We start from the raw sequence: 17,653 nt of genomic DNA on the forward strand, positions 1-17,653 counted from the left end.
CAGGCTCAGGGAAGCTCAGGGAAAGGTAGTGATCGCGTGTCCGAGCCCCGTACGACCCCCGCCCCGGGGCGGACCCCCGCGTGGCGCTACGCCATCGGGATGCTGGGCACCTCCATCCCGATCAACATGATCAAAGGATCGATGATCCTTTACTACGTCGACATCCTCGGGCTCGACGTACGCGCCTACGGCGTGGTCATGGTGATCTACGCGGTCATCGACGCGGTCGACAACCCGCTGCTCGGCCATCTGTCCGACCGCACCCGCAGCCGCTTCGGCAGGCGCCGCCCGTGGCTGCTCGTCGGCGCGCCGATGCTGGTGGCCTGCATGATCGCGTTCTTCTCCGCGCCGTCCTCGCTGCGGGGCATGGGGCTCGTCCTGTGGTTCGCGGTGTTCGCGATCCTGTGCGAGGCCTTCGACTCGATGATCAACGCCAACTACGGCGCGCTGCTGCCCGAGCTCTACCCGCGCGAGCGCGACCGCGCGGTCGCCAACGGCCTGCGCCAGGGCTTTCAGCTGGTGGCGCTCGTGCTCTCGCTGGCGGTCACCCCGCTGCTCACGACGAGCGTGTTCGGCACCGAGGAGTCCACCGAGGGCTTCCGCACCACGGCGATCATCTACGGCGCGGTCGCGCTCGTCGTGATCGCGTTCATGGCGCTCAGCGCGCGCGAGCGGCCGCGCTACTCCACGCGCGAGCGGCCGCGGCTGCTGCCGAGCCTGTGGTCGATCGTGCGCAACCCGATGTTCTGGTCGGTCGGGCTCATCGGCGCCTGCTACGGCATCGCCATGGCGCTGGTGCTGTCGGGCATCCAGCTGTACGTGCGCTACTCGCTCGGGCTCCCGGTCGTGAACGCCCTCTACCTCCAGGGCATCGTCATCCTCGTCACCGCGGGCGGCCTCGTCGTGTGGACCCGCCTGGTCGCCCGGCGGGGCGCGCTGTGGGCCTGGCGGATCGCCTTCGCGGTCCTCGCGGCCGGCTTCGCCGCCCTGTTCTTCGCCACCGGCCTGGTCACCGCGATCGCGGCGGGCATGCTCGTCGGCGCCGGCTGGTCGGGCATGCTGGCGACGAACGACCTGATCGTCGCGCGTGTCCTGGACGCGGACGCGGTCCGCAACGGGGAGCACCGCGAAGGGCTGTTCCTGTCGGCGTTCGGCTTCTTCGGGCGGCTCAACGGGATCGTGACCGGGCTCGCGCTCACCTCGCTGGGCGTGTTCTTCGGCTACAACTCGGGCGCCGACCCCGGCGCCGACCCGGGGCTCGCGTTCCGGATGTACCTGTGCGTGTATCCGTTCGTGCTGACGGCGATCGGCGCGATCGCGGCGCGGATCGTCTCGGTCCCGATCGAGACGCCGCCCGAGGCGACCGACCCGGTCCCGCCGCCTGACCCGGGCCCCGAGGACGGGCCGGCGAACAGCGCTGAGGAGGAACCGATGGATGAGCTCGCGGGACCGGCCGAGGAGCGTCCAGAGCCTGCGGGACCGGCTGCGGAGCGGCCTCTATGAGCCGCCGGCTCGTCATCACGGCCGACGACCTCGGCCGTGAGCAGGGGACCACGGAGGTCATCGCCGAGCTGCTGGCCGAGGGGAACGTCTCCGCGACCACGCTCATCTGCGTCTCACCGGTCGCGGAGGCGGCCGCGAAGCAGGTCAGGGAGCTCGGCGTGCTGCCCCGGCTGCACGTGACGCTCACCAGCGAGCGCGGCCTCCCGCGCTGGCAGCCGCTCGCCGTCACCGGCAGCCTCGCCGATCAGGACGGGACCCTCAGCGCCGACCCGATGGTCCTCGGCGCCCGCGGCGAGGCTCCCGACGTCATGGAGGAGGCGGAGGCGCAGCTGCGCTGGATGCGCGAGCGCGACCTCGCGCCCGTGGCGGCCGACTCCCACGCCGGCACCCTGTACGGCCTGCACGGCAGGTCGTGGCTGGCCGAGACGCTCGAATGGTGCGCGCGCCACGGCCTGGCCTTCCGGCTGCCCCGTGACCCCGAGCCGTATTTCGGCGGGCCGCTCCCGCCGCCGTTCGCGGGGGCGCACGAGCGCGCCGTCGCCCACGCCGACGCGCTGGGCGTGGCCATCCCGGAGACGATCGCCACCAACCGGCACACGGCCGCCGAACTGGGCACGTACGAGACGCTCAGGGACGACTACCTCCGCCGGCTCGCCGCCCTGCCCGAGGGAACCAGTGAACTGTTCCTGCACCCGTCCCGCGAGGACGCGGTCGAAGGGCCGGACGGCGTCGTACGATCATGGGAGGCGCGGCTGCTGCGTGACCCGGTGTGGCACGGCGCCATCGAGAGCGAGGACGTCGAGGTGGTCGAGGGCTGGTGGGACTGACGGCCCGCGCCCGCCGGGGGAGCGGGCGGTGAGGCGGCTGCTCGCCCGGCTCTGGCACGTCCTCGGCGCGCGGCTGCGATGGCGGCTGCTCTACCTGTCCCAGGCCACCTTCATGATCGGGGTGACCGGCGTCGTACGCGACCCTGACGGCAACGTGCTGCTGCTGCGGCACCGCTTCTGGACCGAGCGGCGGCCGTGGGGGCTGCCGACGGGCGGGGCGAAGCGCGGGGAGACGTTCGAGCAGACGGTCGCCCGCGAGGTGCGGGAGGAGACCGGGCTGGAGGTCGCCGTTGGCAGGCTGGTGCAGCTCAGGAGCGGATTCCAGCTGCGGGTGGACGTGGCGTACGAGGCCCGCTACGCCGGCGGCGGCACCCTGCGGCTCAACCCGACGGAGATCCTGGAGGCCCGCTGGTGCGCCCCCGGCGACCTGCCCGAAGGGCTGCTGGAGTCGCACCGCCTGCTGATCGAGGCGTCAGGTGGGCAGCGCGGCCGTGGTGGAGAAGGCGGGGTCGAGGTGCGCGGTGTCGTTGAAGCGCCGCAGGATCCACCGGGCCTCGGTCAGCACCAGATGTGACACCGACCCGTTGTCCGCGCCCAGGAACGCGAACGGCCGCGACCCCGTGGCCGCCGCCAGCGCCTCGGCGATCACGCCGCCGTGGGTGACGACCACGATCCGCCGGCCGGGGTGGGCGGCGGCCAGCCTGCCGAGCGCCTTGCGCACCCGGTCGGAGAAGTCCGCGGCGGGCTCGGCGCCCGGGATCACGTCCCAGCGCTCCTCGGCCGCCATGCGTTTCGCGGTCGGATGCCCCTCCGCGACCAGGCGCCGGAACAGCCCGCCCTCCCACTCGCCGAGATGCACCTCGCGCAGGTCCGGATCCACCACCGGCGTCAGGCCGAGCCGGGCGGCCAGCGGCGCGGCCGTCTGGGACGTACGCCGCAGCGGGCTCACGTAGATCGCGTCCACGCGCTCGGTCGCCAGCCGCCGGCCCACCTGGCGCGCGTGCTCGTGGCCCTCGGGCGCGAGCTCCGGATCGCCCTGGCCGTCCACCAGGGCGAACGGGCGGTCGGGGCGGGCGGGCTCGGACTCGCCGTGCCGGACGAGGAGAACCTCGGTCGCCCCTGGCGGGGTGCGGAACCCGCCCTGCCGGTATTCGACCGGCTTCGTGCTCTCAGCTGCCACAACACGGGACGATACCCCCCCATGCTCCGATCACCCCGGCCGTGGATCGAGGCCGGGTCCGGAAGCGTCGCGCCGGGCCGGTCCGGGTGCGTCGCGCCGGGCCGGGAGAGTCAGGCCGGGTCGCCGGGCGTGAGCCAGGCCAGTGCCGCCGTGACCAGCGCCTCGGCGCCCATGCGCAGCGTCGGCGAGATCACCGGTGCGAACGCGGGGGAGTGATTGCCCGGCACGTCCTCGGCCAGCCGGTCCTCCCGCACCGCCCGCTCGTACGTCTCAGGGTCGGCGCAGCCCAGCCCCCAGAAGACCGAGGGCGCCCCGGCCCCGGCGCCGATGACGCCGAAGTCCTCGCTGCCCATCAGCGGCGCCAGATCCGTCACCCGCTCCGCCCCGAACCGTGCGGTGAACGCCTGCCGGACGACGGCGGTGGCGCCCGGATCGTTCACGGTCAGCGGGAAGGAGTTGAGGGTGCGCAGCTCGGGCGGGCGGGGCGCCCCCGACGCCGCGGCCTCGGCGCGCACCACCCGCTCCACCCCGTCCAGCAGCCTGCGCCTGACCTCGGGCGAGAACGAGCGGAGGTTGACGGTGATGCTCGCCTCGTCGGCGATGACATTCTCCTTGTGACCCGCGTGGATCTGGGCCACGGTCAGCACGGCGCGGTCGAACGGCGACACCTCGCGCGACACGACGGTCTGCAGCCGCATCACGGTGGCCGCGGCCAGCACCACCGGGTCCACCGTGTGCTCGGGCTGCGAGCCGTGGCCGCCCCGGCCGTACAGGCGGATCTCCAGGCTGTCGGCGGCGGCCATGACCTCGCCCGGGCTGACCAGCACCTTGCCCGCCGGCCGCGGGAAGACGTGCTGGCCGAGCACGACGTCGGGGCGGCCGATCAGGTCGAGCAGCCCGTCGTCCACCATGGCCCGCGCCCCGCCCGCCACCTCCTCCGCCGGCTGGAACACCGCCACCAGCGTGCCCCGCCACCGCTCGCGCCCGGCGGCCAGCGCGGCGGCCGAGCCCGCCAGGCAGGTCACGTGCACGTCGTGGCCGCAGGCGTGCATGAGCGGCACCCGCCGGCCCTCGGCGTCCTGGGTGGTCGCGGTGCTCGCGTACGGCAGGCCGGTCGCCTCGGCCACCGGCAGCCCGTCCATGTCGGCGCGCAGTACCACCGCAGGCCCGTCGCCGTTGCGCAGCACGCCCACGACGCCCGTGCCCCCGACCCCGGTGCGCACCTCGAACCCGGCCGCGCGCAGCCGGTCGGCGGCGACGCCCGCCGTGCGCTCCTCCTGGAAGGACAGCTCGGGGTGGCGGTGCAGGTCACGGTAGAGGCCGGCGAGCTCGTCGCACGTGGCGTCGTCGAGCCCGGCCAGGACGGCGTCGGTGGTAGCGGTCATGCGCGTGCCCGTTCCAGTCGGTGATCTCTCCGGCGAGTGTACGCCGGGCGTCTCCGGCCAGGTCGGAGGGGCCCGCCCGCCTCCCGCCGTCGGTACGAGCATTTTTGAAACGTCCTTCTTAGCGGGAAAAGTCTGTCTACGGTCGGCTGTTCGGGGCTATCGTCGCCTCTGGTTCTCCGTGAGAAAGGCGCTTCCGTGACGCAGCTTGTCGTCGAAGGCCATGGCGTGTCCGTGACCCTCGATCCCGGCCGGGCGTACCGGCTGGGCCGCGACCCGAGGTCGGACGTCGTCGTCAGCGACGAGCGGGTCTCACGGACGCATGCCGAGCTGCGGTTCGAGGGCGGCCAGTGGATGCTGGAGGACGTGGGCAGTCGCGGCGGCACGTACCTGGGCGGCCGGCGGGTGCAGCGGGTCGTCGTCGCCCCGGGCAGCAGGATCGACCTCGGCCACCCGACGGACGGCGGCACCATCACCTTCCGCGCCCCCACCGCGGCCCCGACCGCGCCCCCGCCCCAGGAGACCCCATGGCGACCGGGCGCCTGGACCCCGCCACCACCGCCGGGCGCACGACTCTCGCCGCCACAGCCGGACGCACGGACTTCGCCGCCAGGCGCACAGCCCCCGCCTCAGCCCGGTGCGCGGACCCCGTCCCCGCAGCCTGGCGCACGGATCCCACCGCCGCAGCCGGCCGCCTGGACCCCGCCTCCGCCCGCGTCCGCGCCCGCCGCCGTCCCTCCGCCCGCGTCCGCGCCGGCGCCCATTCCTCCGCCTCGGCCCGCGCCCTACGTGTCCGGCCGGCAGCCCGCGCAGCCGGGCGGTGCGGTGCCCATGGCCACGCCCACACCCACGCTCCGGCTGGCCGCGCCCTCCTCAGGGCCCTCGCAGCCGGGCGGCGCCGGGCCCACGCCGACGCTCCGCCTGCCCCGTTCCGGACAGTGGCGTCAGCCGGCCACGGTCAGGGACCTCGGCGGGGCGCAGATCGTCAGCATCGGCCGGGCGCCCGAGAACGACATCGTCCTCACCGACCTGAGGGTGTCTCGGCGGCACGCCGAGCTGCGCATCGACGCCGGCGGCCACGAGATCGTCGACGTGGGCAGCAGGATGGGCACCTACGTCAACGGACAGCGTGTGCGGCGGGCCCGCGTCACGCCCGACGATCTCATCGGCATCGGTCCCTCGTCGTTCCAGCTCGTGGGCGACACGCTCATGGAGTACGCCGACACGGGCGAGGTCTGCCTCCAGGCCCACGACCTCACCGTCACCGTGGGGGACGGCAAGGTGCTGCTCGACCACGCGTCGTTCCCGGTGGGCGAGAAGTGCCTGCTGGCCGTGATCGGCCCCAGCGGCTCGGGCAAGTCCACCCTGCTGCGCGCCCTCACCGGCCTGCGCCCCGCCGACCAGGGCGTCGTCACGTACGACGGGCGCGACCTCTACCGCGACTACGCCGAGCTGCGCTCCCGCATCGGCCTCGTGCCGCAGGACGACATCCTGCACAGCCAGCTCACCGTCCGCCGCGCCCTCATCTACGCCGCCGAGCTGCGCTTCCCCGACGACACCCGGCAGCACGAGCGCAAGGCCCGCGTCGACGAGGTGCTCCAGCAGCTCGGCCTGGCCAACCGCAAGGACAACCGCATCTCGTCGCTGTCCGGCGGCCAGCGCAAGCGCGTCAGCGTCGCCCTCGAACTGCTGACCAAGCCGTCCCTGCTCTTCCTCGACGAGCCCACCTCCGGCCTGGACCCGGGGCTGGACAAGTCGGTGATGCAGATGCTGCGCGGCCTGGCCGACGAGGGCCGTACCGTCGCCGTCGTCACCCACAGCGTCGCCAACCTGGACATCTGCGACCGGCTCCTCGTGATGGCGCCCGGCGGGAAGATCGCCTACTTCGGCCCGCCCGACGAGGCGCTGCCGTTCCTCGGCTTCACCGACTGGGCGGACGTGTTCATCGCCTTCGACGACCCGGCCAGGGACTGGGCCGGCGAGTACGCGCGGTCCCCGCAGTACCAGCAGTACATCGCCGCCGACCTGATCCAGCCGGTCGCGGCGCGGCAGCCCGTCCAGCGCGAGCTGCCGCCGAAGCAGCAGAGCTGGCCGGAGCAGCTCAGCACGCTGGTCCGCCGCTACTGCCGCGGCATCGTGGCCGACCGCCTCTTCCTCGGCATCACCGTCGCGCTGCCCATCGTGATGGGCCTGCTGGCCCGCGTCGTCCCGACGGGCAACCTGATGGGCCCGCCGAACAGCAACGGCAACTCGGCGAACCTGCTGCTGATCCTGTGCATCGGCGGCTGCCTGACCGGCTCCGCCAACGCCGTCCGCGAACTGGTCAAGGAACGCGCCATCTACCAGCGAGAACGGGCGGTCGGGCTGTCCCGCTCGGCCTATCTCTGCTCCAAGATGCTCGTCCTCGGCGTGATCACCGTGGCGCAGGGCGTGGTGCTGACGTACGTGGCGATGCTGAACGTCAAGACGTACGACACGGGCGTGTTCACGGCGCCGATGATCGAACTCTCGCTCGCCGTCGCGCTGCTGTCGTTCACCGCGATGACCGTGGGGCTGCTCATCTCCGCGCTGGCCAAGACCAGCGAGACCACCATGCCCTTGCTCGTCCTCGTCACCCTGGTCCAGCTGGTCTTCTGCGGGGCGCTGGTGCACCTGGACGACAAGCCGGTGATGGAGCAGCTGTCGTGGCTCGTACCGGCGCGCTGGGCGCTCGCCGCGCTGGCGGCCACGCTCGACGTGGGGCAGCTCATCCCGCACATCCAGGACCCGCCGGACCCCCTGTGGAGCCAGGACTTCGGCACGTGGATCCTGGACATGAGCGCGCTGGCCGCGCTCGCGGTCGTCTGCGCCTTCCTGGTGGCCCGCATGCTGCGCCGCCACGAGCCGGCGGTGATGCGCGGCAAGTGACCCCGCCGCCCCTTGGCCGGCGGCGTTCTGACCCAGACGCCCGCTCACCGGGTGGTGAACGCGCCGCCGTTCACGTGGACGGTCTGGCCGTTGATGTGCCGGGCGCCGGGTGAGGCGAGGAAGAAGACGGTCTCGGCGATGTCGCCCGGCGTGCCGGGCCGCAGGAGCGTCGCGGTCTCGCTGACGGACGAGGGGCACGCGCTCATCGAGCGCTCCGTCGACTCGGTGCTCGGCCGCGAGGCCTCCCTGGTCACGGGGTTGAGGGCGGCGGAACGGGCCACGCTCGCGACCCTCCTCGAAAGGCTCACCCTCGACGTACGGCACCGCATGACGACCGGGGAACCGCCGCCCGCGGACCGATGAGTTCTCCCCGTCAGGTAGGTCAAGTACGGGTGACATCCCGCACCCCCGAAGGGAACGAACCCATGGCCAAGATCGTCCTCTACATGACCGTGTCGCTGGACGGCTACGTGGCCGGGCCCGACGACAGCGTGGACGCGCCGATGGGCATCGGCGGGTTCCGGCTGTTCAACTGGCTCGATCGGCGCAACGACCCGGGGCCCAGCGGGGAGGTGTACGCCGAGGCGATGGCCACCCGGGCGGTCATCGCCGGACGTCGTACGTACGAGCTGGCCGGCCGCTGGCAGGGTGACCACCACGACGGCGTACCGATCTTCGTCCTGACCCACGACGTGCCCGGCGAGGCGCCGCCCGGCAGCGTCCGCTACGTCACCGACGCCGCCGAATGCGCCGCCCAGGCCCGCGCCGCCGCCGGCGACGGAACCGTGCTGGTGCACGGGGCCGGGGCGGCGCAGGCCCTGCTGCGGGCCGGGGAACTGGACGAGATGGAGCTGCACGTCGTTCCGGTCCTGCTGGGGGCGGGCCGCCGCCTCTTCGACCACCTGCCGGCCGAGGTCGTCGAGCTGGAGCAGGTCCGCCAGCTGACCACCCCCGACGTCACCCACCTCCACTACCGCGTCCACCGCCCCTGAAAGCGCTGGTCACGGCGATGGGGGCGCGACTCCGCACAGGTAGAGCGACTGTTCCAGCAATTCGGGCGTTACTTTGACTCCGGTCAGGTACTCGGCCATCGCCAAGAACGACTCACTGCTGTGCGCGAGGTCGAAACCGACCAGCCGCGCGATCTCGTCGAATTCCTCGGCTGATCTGATGGAGGAGTCGGCGTCAGGAGAGCTCGACTCCAAGGCCATGCGCTCGCGGCCGTCTTCCATACAGAGGAAGTCCTCCACTCCGTTGACATTGAGAAAATGGGAGACCAGCAGGGTGCCCGCCGACAGCCGCCCGGCGATGTCCGGGCATACGCCCATGAAGCCATTGGGTTCGACGATGAACGCCCAGTCATCGACGGCGACCACCCCGAAGAAATGGCCGTACCCGGAATCGGGTCTGACGGAGCTGGAGAACGCTGTCCTGATCAGCTCCTTGAGCCCCATCGGCGGAAAATCGCCGGCCTCGGCCCCGGTCCGGGTGATGACCTGCTCCGGTGTCAGGCCGCGAACGAGGGTGAAGCAGTATGCCTCCCGCAGATCGGTGTATTCGTCGTAGGTGAACCGGCGGAAGGTGAACCAGGCGTAGTCGGCGGCAGTCGCGATCATGCCGGCATGGTGCCAGCCGGGAGCGACAGAAACGGTCAGCCGGCGCGCCGGTGCGGAGAGCGGTGGGGTGCGACGCCCTGCCGCGCCGGCCCGCCGAGTGGCGTGTCTTAGCGGGGGGCGGGTTCGGGGGCGAGGGGTGGGCCGTCGGGGAGGCCGTCAGGGGCGCGCCAGGTGGCGAGGAAGCCCTCGGCCACGGCGCACGAACCCGCGAACGGCCCGTCAGGATGCTCAAGCGCCGTGCTGGTGAGCCCGGCGACCCGCTTCTCCACCAGGGCACGGGCGGAGGTGGCGTCGGTGACCTCGCGGGTGCGTTCCGAGATGTAGCCGATCGTGGCGCCGGCCCCGCAGACGAAGTCCGCCAGCGTCACGACGCCACGCTCCCGAAGCGTACGCAGGCCGCCGTCCGTGTACGGGACGTTCGCCGCCGGGGCGACGACACGGGCGCGGACCCCGGCGGCTCGCCCGGCGGTCAGGGTGCCGGTGCGCGCGCCGGGCACCAGCACGTCCGCCGCCACCTCGTACAGTGCCTCGGCCGGATGCACGGGCAGCCCGAGCCGCTCCACGCAGGCGTCGCCGTGCTCGGCCCGCAGGTCCTCCAGAACGGCCACGTCCAGCCCCGCCGGGTCGGTCACGCACCCGCGCAGCGTCGACAGCGCCACGATCCGCGCGCCCCGCCGCACGGCCTCCCGCACGACGGCGCCGCCCACCTTGCCGAACCCCTCGACCGCGAGCGTCCGCTCGTCCAGACCGCCGAGCGCCGTCTCCGCCGCGACCACCACCCCCAGCCCGGTCACCATCGTGTCCACCAGCTCGCCGCCGACCTCCTGGTGCATCACCGCGTCGGGACGGTAACCGGGCAGCGGCGCGAAGTCCTGCGTACGCGTGCCCAGGTCGGAAGCCGTCAGGAAGTCCCCCTTCTCGACCAGCGGGGTGATCTCCCGGCAGTAACGGGCCACGGTGGCCTCCCGGTCCGCGGGCTCGGCCCGCAGCACCGCCTTGGCACCGCCGATCCGTTCGCCCAGCACGGCCAGCTTGTACGTCATCGCCCGCGCCAGCAGCCCCGCCTCGCCGGGGGTCACGTCGGGGGCCAGCCGGGTGCCGCCCGCGCTGGTCGGGCAGTCAAGGTCGAAGGCGATGTACCCGTCCACCGAGGCGAGCTCCACGATCCTCATGCGCGCTCCTCACATCGTCCGATCGGCGCCGCCCGGAAGAGGACGGCGCCTGCCGACCAATCTCGACGCCAACCCGCGCCCTGTCCATCGCAGCACCAAGAAAATCGCGGCCCCAAGAAATTCGCAGCACCACGCAAACCGCCCGCAACGCCGCCCGCAACGCGGCCCGCAAACCGCCCGCAACGCCGCCCGCCCCGTCGGCGGACCCGCGTGAGAACGGAACCCGGCGTCCGGCCTACTGCGTCGCCTCCTTCAGCAGGTCGCGCAGCCGTCGCACCAGTCCGGGATCGCCGTCGAAGGTCAGCGTCGCGTCGTCCGCCCGCCGCCACAGCCACAGCAGCACATCCTGGGGCGCGCCCGAGATCGACGCCTCTCCCGGCGCGTCGTCCCCGGCGACCTCGACGCCTGAGGCGGCCAGGCGGACGAGCCAGCCGTTCGCTCCCGTGGTGATCGACACCGCGCGACCGTCCGCGCCGGCCAGGGCATCGCCGAAGTCCTCCGGCCACTGGCGGGAGGCGAAGGCGAGGAAGGTCACGAGGATCTCGTCGATGCCGTCCACCGCCAGGTCGGCCGGGATCGGCATGAGGGGTTCGCCGGCCGCCAGCTCGGCGTCCACCCGGTGCACCGCCGTCTCCAGCGCCATCCTGCGGGCCCAGAAGCCGACGGTCTGGTCGGGGTCGTACCACGTCAGTGCCGGCTCCTCCGGCGGCCGGGAGGCGAGCTCGCCACGCAGCTCGGCCATGGCGCGGTTCAGGTATGCCGCCGGCCCCTTCGGATCCGGCTCGGGTGGCCAGGGCTTCGGCCAGGCGCCCCGGCGCATCGTCTCGACCTTGTGCAGGAACGTGTCGCCGACATGTTTGAGCAGGTCGGCGGTGGTCCACCCGGGGCAGTGGGGCACCGGGGCGGCGAGATCACGGGTGGCGGTGTCGCGCAGCCGCGCGTAGTCCAGCTCGATGAGGTCCAAGTACCGGCGCTGATCCATGCAGCAAGTCAAACACGGGCGCCCGGACGTGGCACCGCTGCTGGTTGCCCTGGCGTACCGGCCAGCACCCGGCAACCCTCGTGCGCCGCTGAACGACGACGGCCGCCACCGCCCTGGAGTGGCGGTGACGGCCGGTGCGAAGACCGCGGGGGAGGGCTCGCCGGATCAGTGGGCGGGCCAGGCGGGTCCGTCGTGTTCGCCGGTGTCCGACGCGCGGGCCGGAAGGAGCAGGGCGGCGACGACCACGGCCACGGACAGCGCCGCGCCGATGATGAACGCCAGCCGCATGCCGCCCAGGTCGGCCAGGCCCTCGCTGACTCCGGCGGAGGTCAGGGCCTCGGCTCGCGCGCTCATCACGGTGATCACGAGCGCGGTGCCGAAGGCCGCCGCCACCTGCTGCAGCGTGCTCAGGATCGAGCTGCCGTGGGAGTAGAGCCGCGGCGGGACCGCGCCGAGCCCGAGGGTGAAGACGGGGGTGAAGGTCGCGGCCAGGCTCACCATCAGCAGCGCGTGCAGGCCCAGGATCTGCCAGAACGGCATCGTCATCGACACCTGGGTGAAGCCGGTGAGCGCGAGCATGATGCCGATCGCGCCGGGCACCACCAGCACCCGGCCGCCGAACCGGTCGAACAGGCGGCCGACCGTCGGGCCGAGCAGCCCCATCGCCAGGCCGCCCGGCATCACCAGGAGCCCGGTCTCCAGGGCGCTGAGCCCGCGCAGGCTCTGCAGGTAGAGCGGCAGCAGGATCATCGAGCCGAGCATCGCCATGAAGGCCACCGACAGCAGGATCAGCGAGACGGTGTAGGTGCGCTGGCGCAGCGTGCGCAGGTCGAGCAGCGGCACACCGTGCTTCTGCAGCCACAGCTGGCGCAGGACGAAGCCGAGGATGGTGACCAGCCCGCCCACCACGATCGCGACGGCCACACCGGCGTCGCCGCCCTCGAACCGGCTGAGCCCGTAGACCAGGCCGCCGAAACCGGCCGCGGCGGTCACCACGCTGAACCAGTCGATGCTGCCGCGCTCGGTCTCGCCGACATTCTCCAGCCGCTTCAGGCCGCCCCACGCGATCAGGGCGGCGATGGGCAGCACCGCGGCGAACAGCAGGCGCCAGGACCCGAACTGCAGGATCACGCCGGAGACCGTCGGGCCCATCGCGGGCGCGACCGACATGGCCAGGGTGACGTTGCCCATCACCCGGCCGCGGTCCTCCTCGGGCACCACGCGCATCAGGGTGGTCATCAGCAGCGGCATCATCACGGCCGTCCCGGACGCCTGGACGATCCGGGCGACCAGCAGCACGGCGAACGACGGCGCCGCCATGGCCAGCGCGGTGCCGAGCAGGAACAGCCCCATCGCGGTGGCGTAGGCGGCCCGGGTGGACACCCGCTGGAGGAACCAGCCGGTGATCGGGATGACCGCGGCCATGGTCAGCATGAAGGCGGTGGAAAGCCACTGCGCGGTCTGCTCGGTGATGTGCAACGCCGCCATCAGCCCGGGAATGGCGTTGATCATGATCGTCTCGTTGAGGATGACCACGAACGTGGCCAGCACCAGCAGCCGGATCACGGGCGGCGTGCGGCCGGACGCGGCGGCCGCGGGCTTGGCGGGTGAGTCGAGCTCTGAGATGGTCACGGAACCTCGTTCGGGGTCGTCGGGGGAGAACCGGTGGTCGCCGGGGAGCCGGGCTTCGGTTTCACAAGAAGTGGTCGTCATGTACAGACTGACCGGCCCCACCGACAAAACTCATCGGCCGCGCCCAACGATGAGGCATGAAGTGGGAAATGTCACCCGAATTACCGTCGCTGCCTCGCAGCTCATGCCCGCGATTCCCCTGGTACGAACGTCCTGCCGCGCCGCCCGGACTCGTTCCCCTCAGACGCCCCGCCGCCCGTCCGGCTGGGCACCCCACGGGCCGTGCGGACGCCGGCCGGCGCTCATCGCGCTGAGCGGAGCCGGCGCCGCACCTCGGCCCCTCCGGTCAGAGACCGGCCGACTTCACCAGACGGCAACTGTCGACCAGCTCACCCACCGCCAGGGAGGTGACCGAGCAGAGGGCGGGCCGCTTGAGGGAGCGGGTGTCGACCGGAGCCGCCGACGTGAACAGGATGGCGAGAGCGCCGGCGGCGATCACTGTGAGTATTTTCATGGCAACAGTATGCAGTCACTCGCGAGGTGGCGGACGCCGTTCGCTCCGGTCAGGCGAGGGCGGCGAGTGCTGCGTCGAGGTCGTCGTAGAGGGGCAGGACCTTGGCCAGGCCGGTGATCCACATGATTTTCGCGCGGCGGTAGTCGACGCCGATGAGGGCGAACTTGCCGCCTGCGGCCTGGCTGGCCTACCAGTGGTGGATGATCAGGCCGAGGGCGCGGGAGTCCATGAAGACGGCGCCGGCGAGGTCGAGGATGATGGAGGTGCCGGCCTGGTCGAGGTGGTCGGCGAACTGCTGGCGGGTGGTGGCGTCCAGCACTCCCTCCACGGCGATCACGGCGATGTCGCCGGCCGTGGACGACGTCAGGCGCAGCGGTGCGGGGGCGGGAGTCTCGCCGGCGGACATCATCACCCCGCCATCGTATCGAGGCCACCGCCGGCCGCTCCGCGGCCGCCTACTGGTGCGGAGGGCGCGGAACGTCCACGCCGGCCGCGCGCAGGTGCGCCTCGATCAGCGCGTTCAGCCGGGCGAGGGACGGCTTCCGGTCCTCCCCGTGGTGGTCGATCACCCCGTACCGGGCGTCCGCGTCGGGCCGCCGCCGCAGCTCGGCGGGCATCGCCAGCCGCGCGGGATCGGCCAGCAGCCGGCCCGCCATCGCGGCCGCCAGCTCCTCGATCCGCGGATCCTCGGGATCCCAGGATTTCGCGTCCCAGCCCTGCTTGGTCAGCTCGGCGAACTCGGGATCGCCGAGCCAGTCCTCGAGCCGGGACAGGAAGCTGTCGAAGATCTCCGGGATCAGCGCCCGCGTCAGCACCATGGCCTCGCGCTGCGTGTCCACGTAGTCGGCGGCGAAGCCGAGGGCGGTCAGCCGGTCGAGGAGCGCGCAGGCCCGGTCGGGCAGCAGGGCCCGGTCGCCCTGGTCGAGCCGGCGCAGCGTGTCGCGGCGCGCGATCAGGTCCTCGATGCGTTCGGTGAGCCGCCGGTCCACGTCGTCCAGGGCGGCGGTGAACCGTACGGGATCGGCGTCGAGCAGGTCGCCGATCTCGGCCAGCGGCACCCCCGCCCCGGCCAGGGTGCGGGCCTGGACCAGCCGGAGCAGGTCGGCCGACCGGTAGCGCCGGTAGCCGGAGCCGTCGCGTTCCGGCTCGGCGACCAGGCCGAGCCGGTGATAGTGCCGCACCGTCTTGATCGTGACGCCGGCGAACGCGGCCGCCTGGCCGATGGTGAGCCCGCCGGTCATCAGCGGGCCATCGAGTACGGGTCGCGGCAGGTCACAGGGTCGAGAATAGCCCGCTTCCGCCCGCTTCATCACGTCGTCGCCGGAGGCCAGAGCGCGAGGCGGTTGACCTTGACCCTAGGTCAAGGCCCACGCTGATCGCAGGCCGCCTCCACGGGGCCGCCGGCACAGGGCCGGGGTCGCTGCCACACTTCCCGCCCGCGCCGGACACCACTACCACCAGCCAAGGATTGATCATGAACGAGTCCCTCCGTACCGTCGAGAACACCGCCGCCGCACAGGACCGCCCGGACCTGCGCAAGGCGATCGAGTCCATCGTCGACCACGGTTTCGCCGGCGTGCAGCTGCGCGTGCACGACGAGCGCGGTCACTGGGCCGGCAGCGCCGGGGTGAGCGAGCTGGGCGGGAGCGCCGCGCCGCCGATCGACGGTCACTTCAGGATCGGCAGCGTCACCAAGACCTTCACCGCCGCCCTGATGCTGCAGCTGGTCGCCGAGGACAGGATCGGGCTGGACACCCCGGTGGCCGGCCACCTGCCCGAGTTCGAGCTGGACCCGCGGATCACGGTGCGGATGCTGCTCCAGCACACCAGCGGCCTGTTCAGCTTCACCGGCGAGATCTACCCGGACGGGACGCAGGTGGCCGGCGGCGTCGCCGGCCTGGGCAAGGAGTGGCTGGACAACCGGGACCGGACCTACCGGCCGGAAGAGCTGGTACGGATGGCGCTGTCCAAGCCGGCCAGGTTCGAGCCGGGAACGGGCTGGAGCTACTCCAACACCAACTACGTGCTGGCCAGGCTGCTGATCGAGCAGGTCACCGGCCGCCCGTACGGGGAGGAGATGCGGCGGCGCATCCTCGACCCGCTCGGGCTGATCGGCACCGTGGTGCCCGAGGACTCGCCGGAGCTCCCCGAGCCGCACGCGCACGGCTACTACCCGTACGAGGACGGCGACGGCTGGCACGTGGCCGACACCACCCGCTTCAACCCCTCGTGGATCTCCGCCGCCGGCGACATGATCTCGACCACCCAGGACCTGCACACGTTCTTCTCGGCGCTGATGGGCGGCCGGCTGCTGCCGGCGCCGCTGCTGGCCGAGATGTGCACGCCGGACCCCACCATGGGCTACGGCCTCGGGGTGTTCGTGGAGCGCACGGACGGCGGCGGCACGATCGTCCAGCACAACGGCGGCTTCTGGGGCTGGGCGACGCTCATGTACGCCACGCCTGACGGCAGCAGGACCATGACCGGCTCGCTGACGTTCGGGGACGCCCAGGTGGGCTGGGTCGCCATGGCCGAGGCGATGGAGCAGGTGAAGCGGCAGCTCGTCACGGCGGTCTTCGACGGCGGCCCCGACGCGCCGACGGCCTGAGCCCGGCCGCGCCCGCGCCGGGCCGGGTCAGTGTCCGGGCGCCCGCTCGCCGTCCGGGCGGGCGAGGAGGGCGGACGCGAGCATCGTGGCGAGCCACTCCTCGTACTCGGCCTCGCTCCACCGGCACACCTCGGTCAGCTTCTCGAAGTTCTCCGTCGCGGTGAGGACGTAGATCTGCTCCGCCGCCCTGGCGGGGGAAAGGCCGGGACGCAACGCGCCGAGCTCGTGGAGGTGGGCGGCGGGGCCGTGGCTGCCTGTCAGCCGCTCACGTTCGATGCCGTCCAGCACGTCCCGAAGCCCGTGGTCGCCCGGCGACGCGGCTGCGGCGTCGCGCAGGACGCGGTGCACGGACGTGACGCGCCGCAGGATCGCGGTGGCCATGGCGGCGTAGCGGGCCAGCTTGCGTACGGGATCCGGCTCGTCGATGATCGCCCGCACCTCGGGACGGTCGCTCTGCGGCAGGGGCCGGGCGTCCCCGGCGAGCGTGACGTCGTAGACGAGCTTGGCCAGCGCGGGTTTGCCGCCGGGGCACGACGTGTACAGCGTCTGGACGGCCACCCCGGCCTCGCGGGCCACGTCGGCCATGGTCGTGGCGGCGTAGCCCTTGCCGATCATCAGCTCGTGCGCCGCCGTCGCGATCTTCTGCCGGGTGGCCTGGGCGTGCTCCTGGCGCAGGGCGCTGGAGTAGCGGCGGCGCTTTCTCTGCTCGGTCATCGGAGGCCATGATTCCAGAACCATATTGACTAGAGTCTTCTCTAATGAATATGGTCCAATCTAACCAAGCCTTCGTCGCGAAAGGGGCCCACGGTGTCCTCGGTTCTCACGGCGTCCAGGATGATCGCGTTGCTGCTGGTCGGCTCGTACGCGGGCGGCGTCGCCTTCGTGGTGCTGGCCCCGTCCGTGGGCCGGCTGCCGGGGCCCGCATACGTCAGGTACTGGCAGGCGCTCAACGTCGACTACGGCCGGGCCATGCCGCCGCTCCTGCTGGCCGGCATCGCCGCGTCGCTCGTCGTGTCGGCCCTGTCGTGGTCTCGCGGCCGGCTCGTCTTCGGCCTCAGCGTGGCCGCCCTGGTCCTGGTGATCCTCACGGTCGCCCTCACCCTGGCGGGCCTGGAGCCCGTCAACCGGATCGTGGACGGCTGGAATCCCGACCTGCTGCCCGCCGGCTGGGAGGAGATCCGCCGCCGGTGGTCCAGCCTGCACCTCGTCCGTACGGCACTCGCCCTCACGGCGTTCGTCTGCCTGATCGTCGCTCAGGGCCTCGACCGCCTGTCCACGGCCGACCCGCGACCGGCCCAGGACGGCTACCCGCTCACCACCCGCCAGTGAC

18 protein-coding genes are annotated in these 17,653 nt (G+C 72.5%); 7 read left to right on the plus strand and 11 right to left on the minus strand.

Features of this window, described 5'->3' with window-relative positions:
* Window positions 1-36: 36 nt before the first annotated feature.
* The 3 genes from OIE67_RS14155 to OIE67_RS14165 are packed head-to-tail and all read left to right on the plus strand — an operon-like array spanning window position 37 to window position 2,904.
* Window positions 37-1,503: an MFS transporter gene (locus OIE67_RS14155; protein WP_326640316.1), complete on the plus strand. Its 1,467-nt coding sequence runs from the start codon at window positions 37-39 to the stop codon at window positions 1,501-1,503.
* Window positions 1,500-2,330: a carbohydrate deacetylase gene (locus tag OIE67_RS14160; protein ID WP_326640318.1), complete on the plus strand. Its 831-nt coding sequence runs from the start codon at window positions 1,500-1,502 to the stop codon at window positions 2,328-2,330. The genes OIE67_RS14155 and OIE67_RS14160 overlap by 4 nt, the downstream gene beginning before the upstream one ends.
* 28 nt (window positions 2,331-2,358) lie before the next feature.
* Window positions 2,359-2,904, plus strand: coding sequence for an NUDIX domain-containing protein (locus tag OIE67_RS14165; RefSeq protein WP_326640320.1), 546 nt, complete (start codon window positions 2,359-2,361; stop codon window positions 2,902-2,904).
* On the opposite strand, the gene OIE67_RS14170 is transcribed toward OIE67_RS14165, so the two are convergent.
* Window positions 2,803-3,510: a histidine phosphatase family protein gene (locus OIE67_RS14170; RefSeq protein WP_326640322.1), complete on the minus strand. Its 708-nt coding sequence runs from the start codon at window positions 3,508-3,510 to the stop codon at window positions 2,803-2,805. The two genes, OIE67_RS14165 and OIE67_RS14170, sit on opposite strands and share 102 nt — an antisense overlap.
* 110 nt (window positions 3,511-3,620) lie before the next feature.
* Complete coding sequence (locus OIE67_RS14175; RefSeq protein ID WP_326640324.1) at window positions 3,621-4,895, minus strand: amidohydrolase; 1,275 nt, start codon at window positions 4,893-4,895, stop codon at window positions 3,621-3,623.
* Window positions 4,896-5,090: 195 nt separating this feature from the next.
* Between OIE67_RS14175 and OIE67_RS14180 the strand changes: the two genes are divergently transcribed.
* Complete coding sequence (locus OIE67_RS14180; protein WP_326640326.1) at window positions 5,091-7,799, plus strand: FHA domain-containing protein; 2,709 nt, start codon at window positions 5,091-5,093, stop codon at window positions 7,797-7,799.
* A 44-nt stretch (window positions 7,800-7,843) separates the two neighbouring features.
* Here the strand turns inward: OIE67_RS14180 and OIE67_RS14185 are convergent, their stop codons facing one another.
* Window positions 7,844-8,080 carry an SDR family oxidoreductase gene (locus tag OIE67_RS14185; protein WP_326640328.1) on the minus strand — a complete coding sequence of 79 codons (237 nt, stop codon included), beginning with the start codon at window positions 8,078-8,080 and terminating at the stop codon, window positions 7,844-7,846.
* Window positions 8,081-8,224: 144 nt separating this feature from the next.
* Between OIE67_RS14185 and OIE67_RS14190 the strand changes: the two genes are divergently transcribed.
* Entirely contained in the window at window positions 8,225-8,791 is a 567-nt protein-coding gene (locus tag OIE67_RS14190) for a dihydrofolate reductase family protein (protein ID WP_326640330.1), read from the plus strand.
* 9 nt (window positions 8,792-8,800) lie between these two features.
* Here the strand turns inward: OIE67_RS14190 and OIE67_RS14195 are convergent, their stop codons facing one another.
* From OIE67_RS14195 to OIE67_RS14225, 7 genes are all read right to left on the minus strand, one after another.
* Window positions 8,801-9,415, minus strand: a complete 615-nt coding sequence (locus OIE67_RS14195) for a DUF6461 domain-containing protein (RefSeq protein WP_326640331.1) — start codon at window positions 9,413-9,415, stop codon at window positions 8,801-8,803.
* A gap of 107 nt (window positions 9,416-9,522) precedes the next feature.
* A complete protein-coding gene (locus OIE67_RS14200) occupies window positions 9,523-10,587 on the minus strand; it encodes a Glu/Leu/Phe/Val dehydrogenase dimerization domain-containing protein (protein ID WP_326640332.1) in 1,065 nt (354 codons plus the stop codon).
* A 235-nt stretch (window positions 10,588-10,822) separates the two neighbouring features.
* Window positions 10,823-11,569 (minus strand): maleylpyruvate isomerase family mycothiol-dependent enzyme, encoded by a 747-nt coding sequence (locus tag OIE67_RS14205; RefSeq protein WP_326640334.1) that lies wholly within the window; start codon window positions 11,567-11,569, stop codon window positions 10,823-10,825.
* Between the two features lie 165 nt (window positions 11,570-11,734).
* Window positions 11,735-13,201, minus strand: a complete 1,467-nt coding sequence (locus tag OIE67_RS14210; RefSeq protein WP_326640336.1) for an MDR family MFS transporter — start codon at window positions 13,199-13,201, stop codon at window positions 11,735-11,737.
* Window positions 13,202-13,547: 346 nt separating this feature from the next.
* Entirely contained in the window at window positions 13,548-13,715 is a 168-nt protein-coding gene (locus OIE67_RS14215; protein ID WP_326640338.1) for a hypothetical protein, read from the minus strand.
* 187 nt (window positions 13,716-13,902) lie between these two features.
* Window positions 13,903-14,127, minus strand: coding sequence for an STAS domain-containing protein (locus tag OIE67_RS14220; protein ID WP_326640340.1), 225 nt, complete (start codon window positions 14,125-14,127; stop codon window positions 13,903-13,905).
* 43 nt (window positions 14,128-14,170) lie between these two features.
* Window positions 14,171-14,956, minus strand: coding sequence for a MerR family transcriptional regulator (locus tag OIE67_RS14225; protein WP_326640342.1), 786 nt, complete (start codon window positions 14,954-14,956; stop codon window positions 14,171-14,173).
* 233 nt (window positions 14,957-15,189) lie between these two features.
* Here OIE67_RS14225 and OIE67_RS14230 point away from each other — a divergent pair, with 233 nt between their 5' ends.
* The gene (locus OIE67_RS14230; RefSeq protein WP_326640344.1) at window positions 15,190-16,323 is read left to right on the plus strand and encodes a serine hydrolase domain-containing protein; all 1,134 of its coding nucleotides are present in this window, start codon (window positions 15,190-15,192) and stop codon (window positions 16,321-16,323) included.
* A 27-nt stretch (window positions 16,324-16,350) separates the two neighbouring features.
* On the opposite strand, the gene OIE67_RS14235 is transcribed toward OIE67_RS14230, so the two are convergent.
* Window positions 16,351-17,037, minus strand: a complete 687-nt coding sequence (locus OIE67_RS14235; protein WP_326640346.1) for a TetR/AcrR family transcriptional regulator — start codon at window positions 17,035-17,037, stop codon at window positions 16,351-16,353.
* 93 nt (window positions 17,038-17,130) lie between these two features.
* On the opposite strand from OIE67_RS14235, the gene OIE67_RS14240 reads away from it, so the two are divergent.
* On the plus strand, window positions 17,131-17,652 hold the full coding sequence (locus tag OIE67_RS14240) for a DUF1772 domain-containing protein (RefSeq protein ID WP_326640348.1): 522 nt from the start codon (window positions 17,131-17,133) through the stop codon (window positions 17,650-17,652).
* The last annotated feature ends 1 nt before the right edge of the window (window position 17,653 follow it).

This window comes from Nonomuraea fuscirosea (assembly GCF_035917475.1).
Taxonomy (GTDB): Bacteria; Actinomycetota; Actinomycetes; order Streptosporangiales; family Streptosporangiaceae; genus Nonomuraea; species Nonomuraea fuscirosea.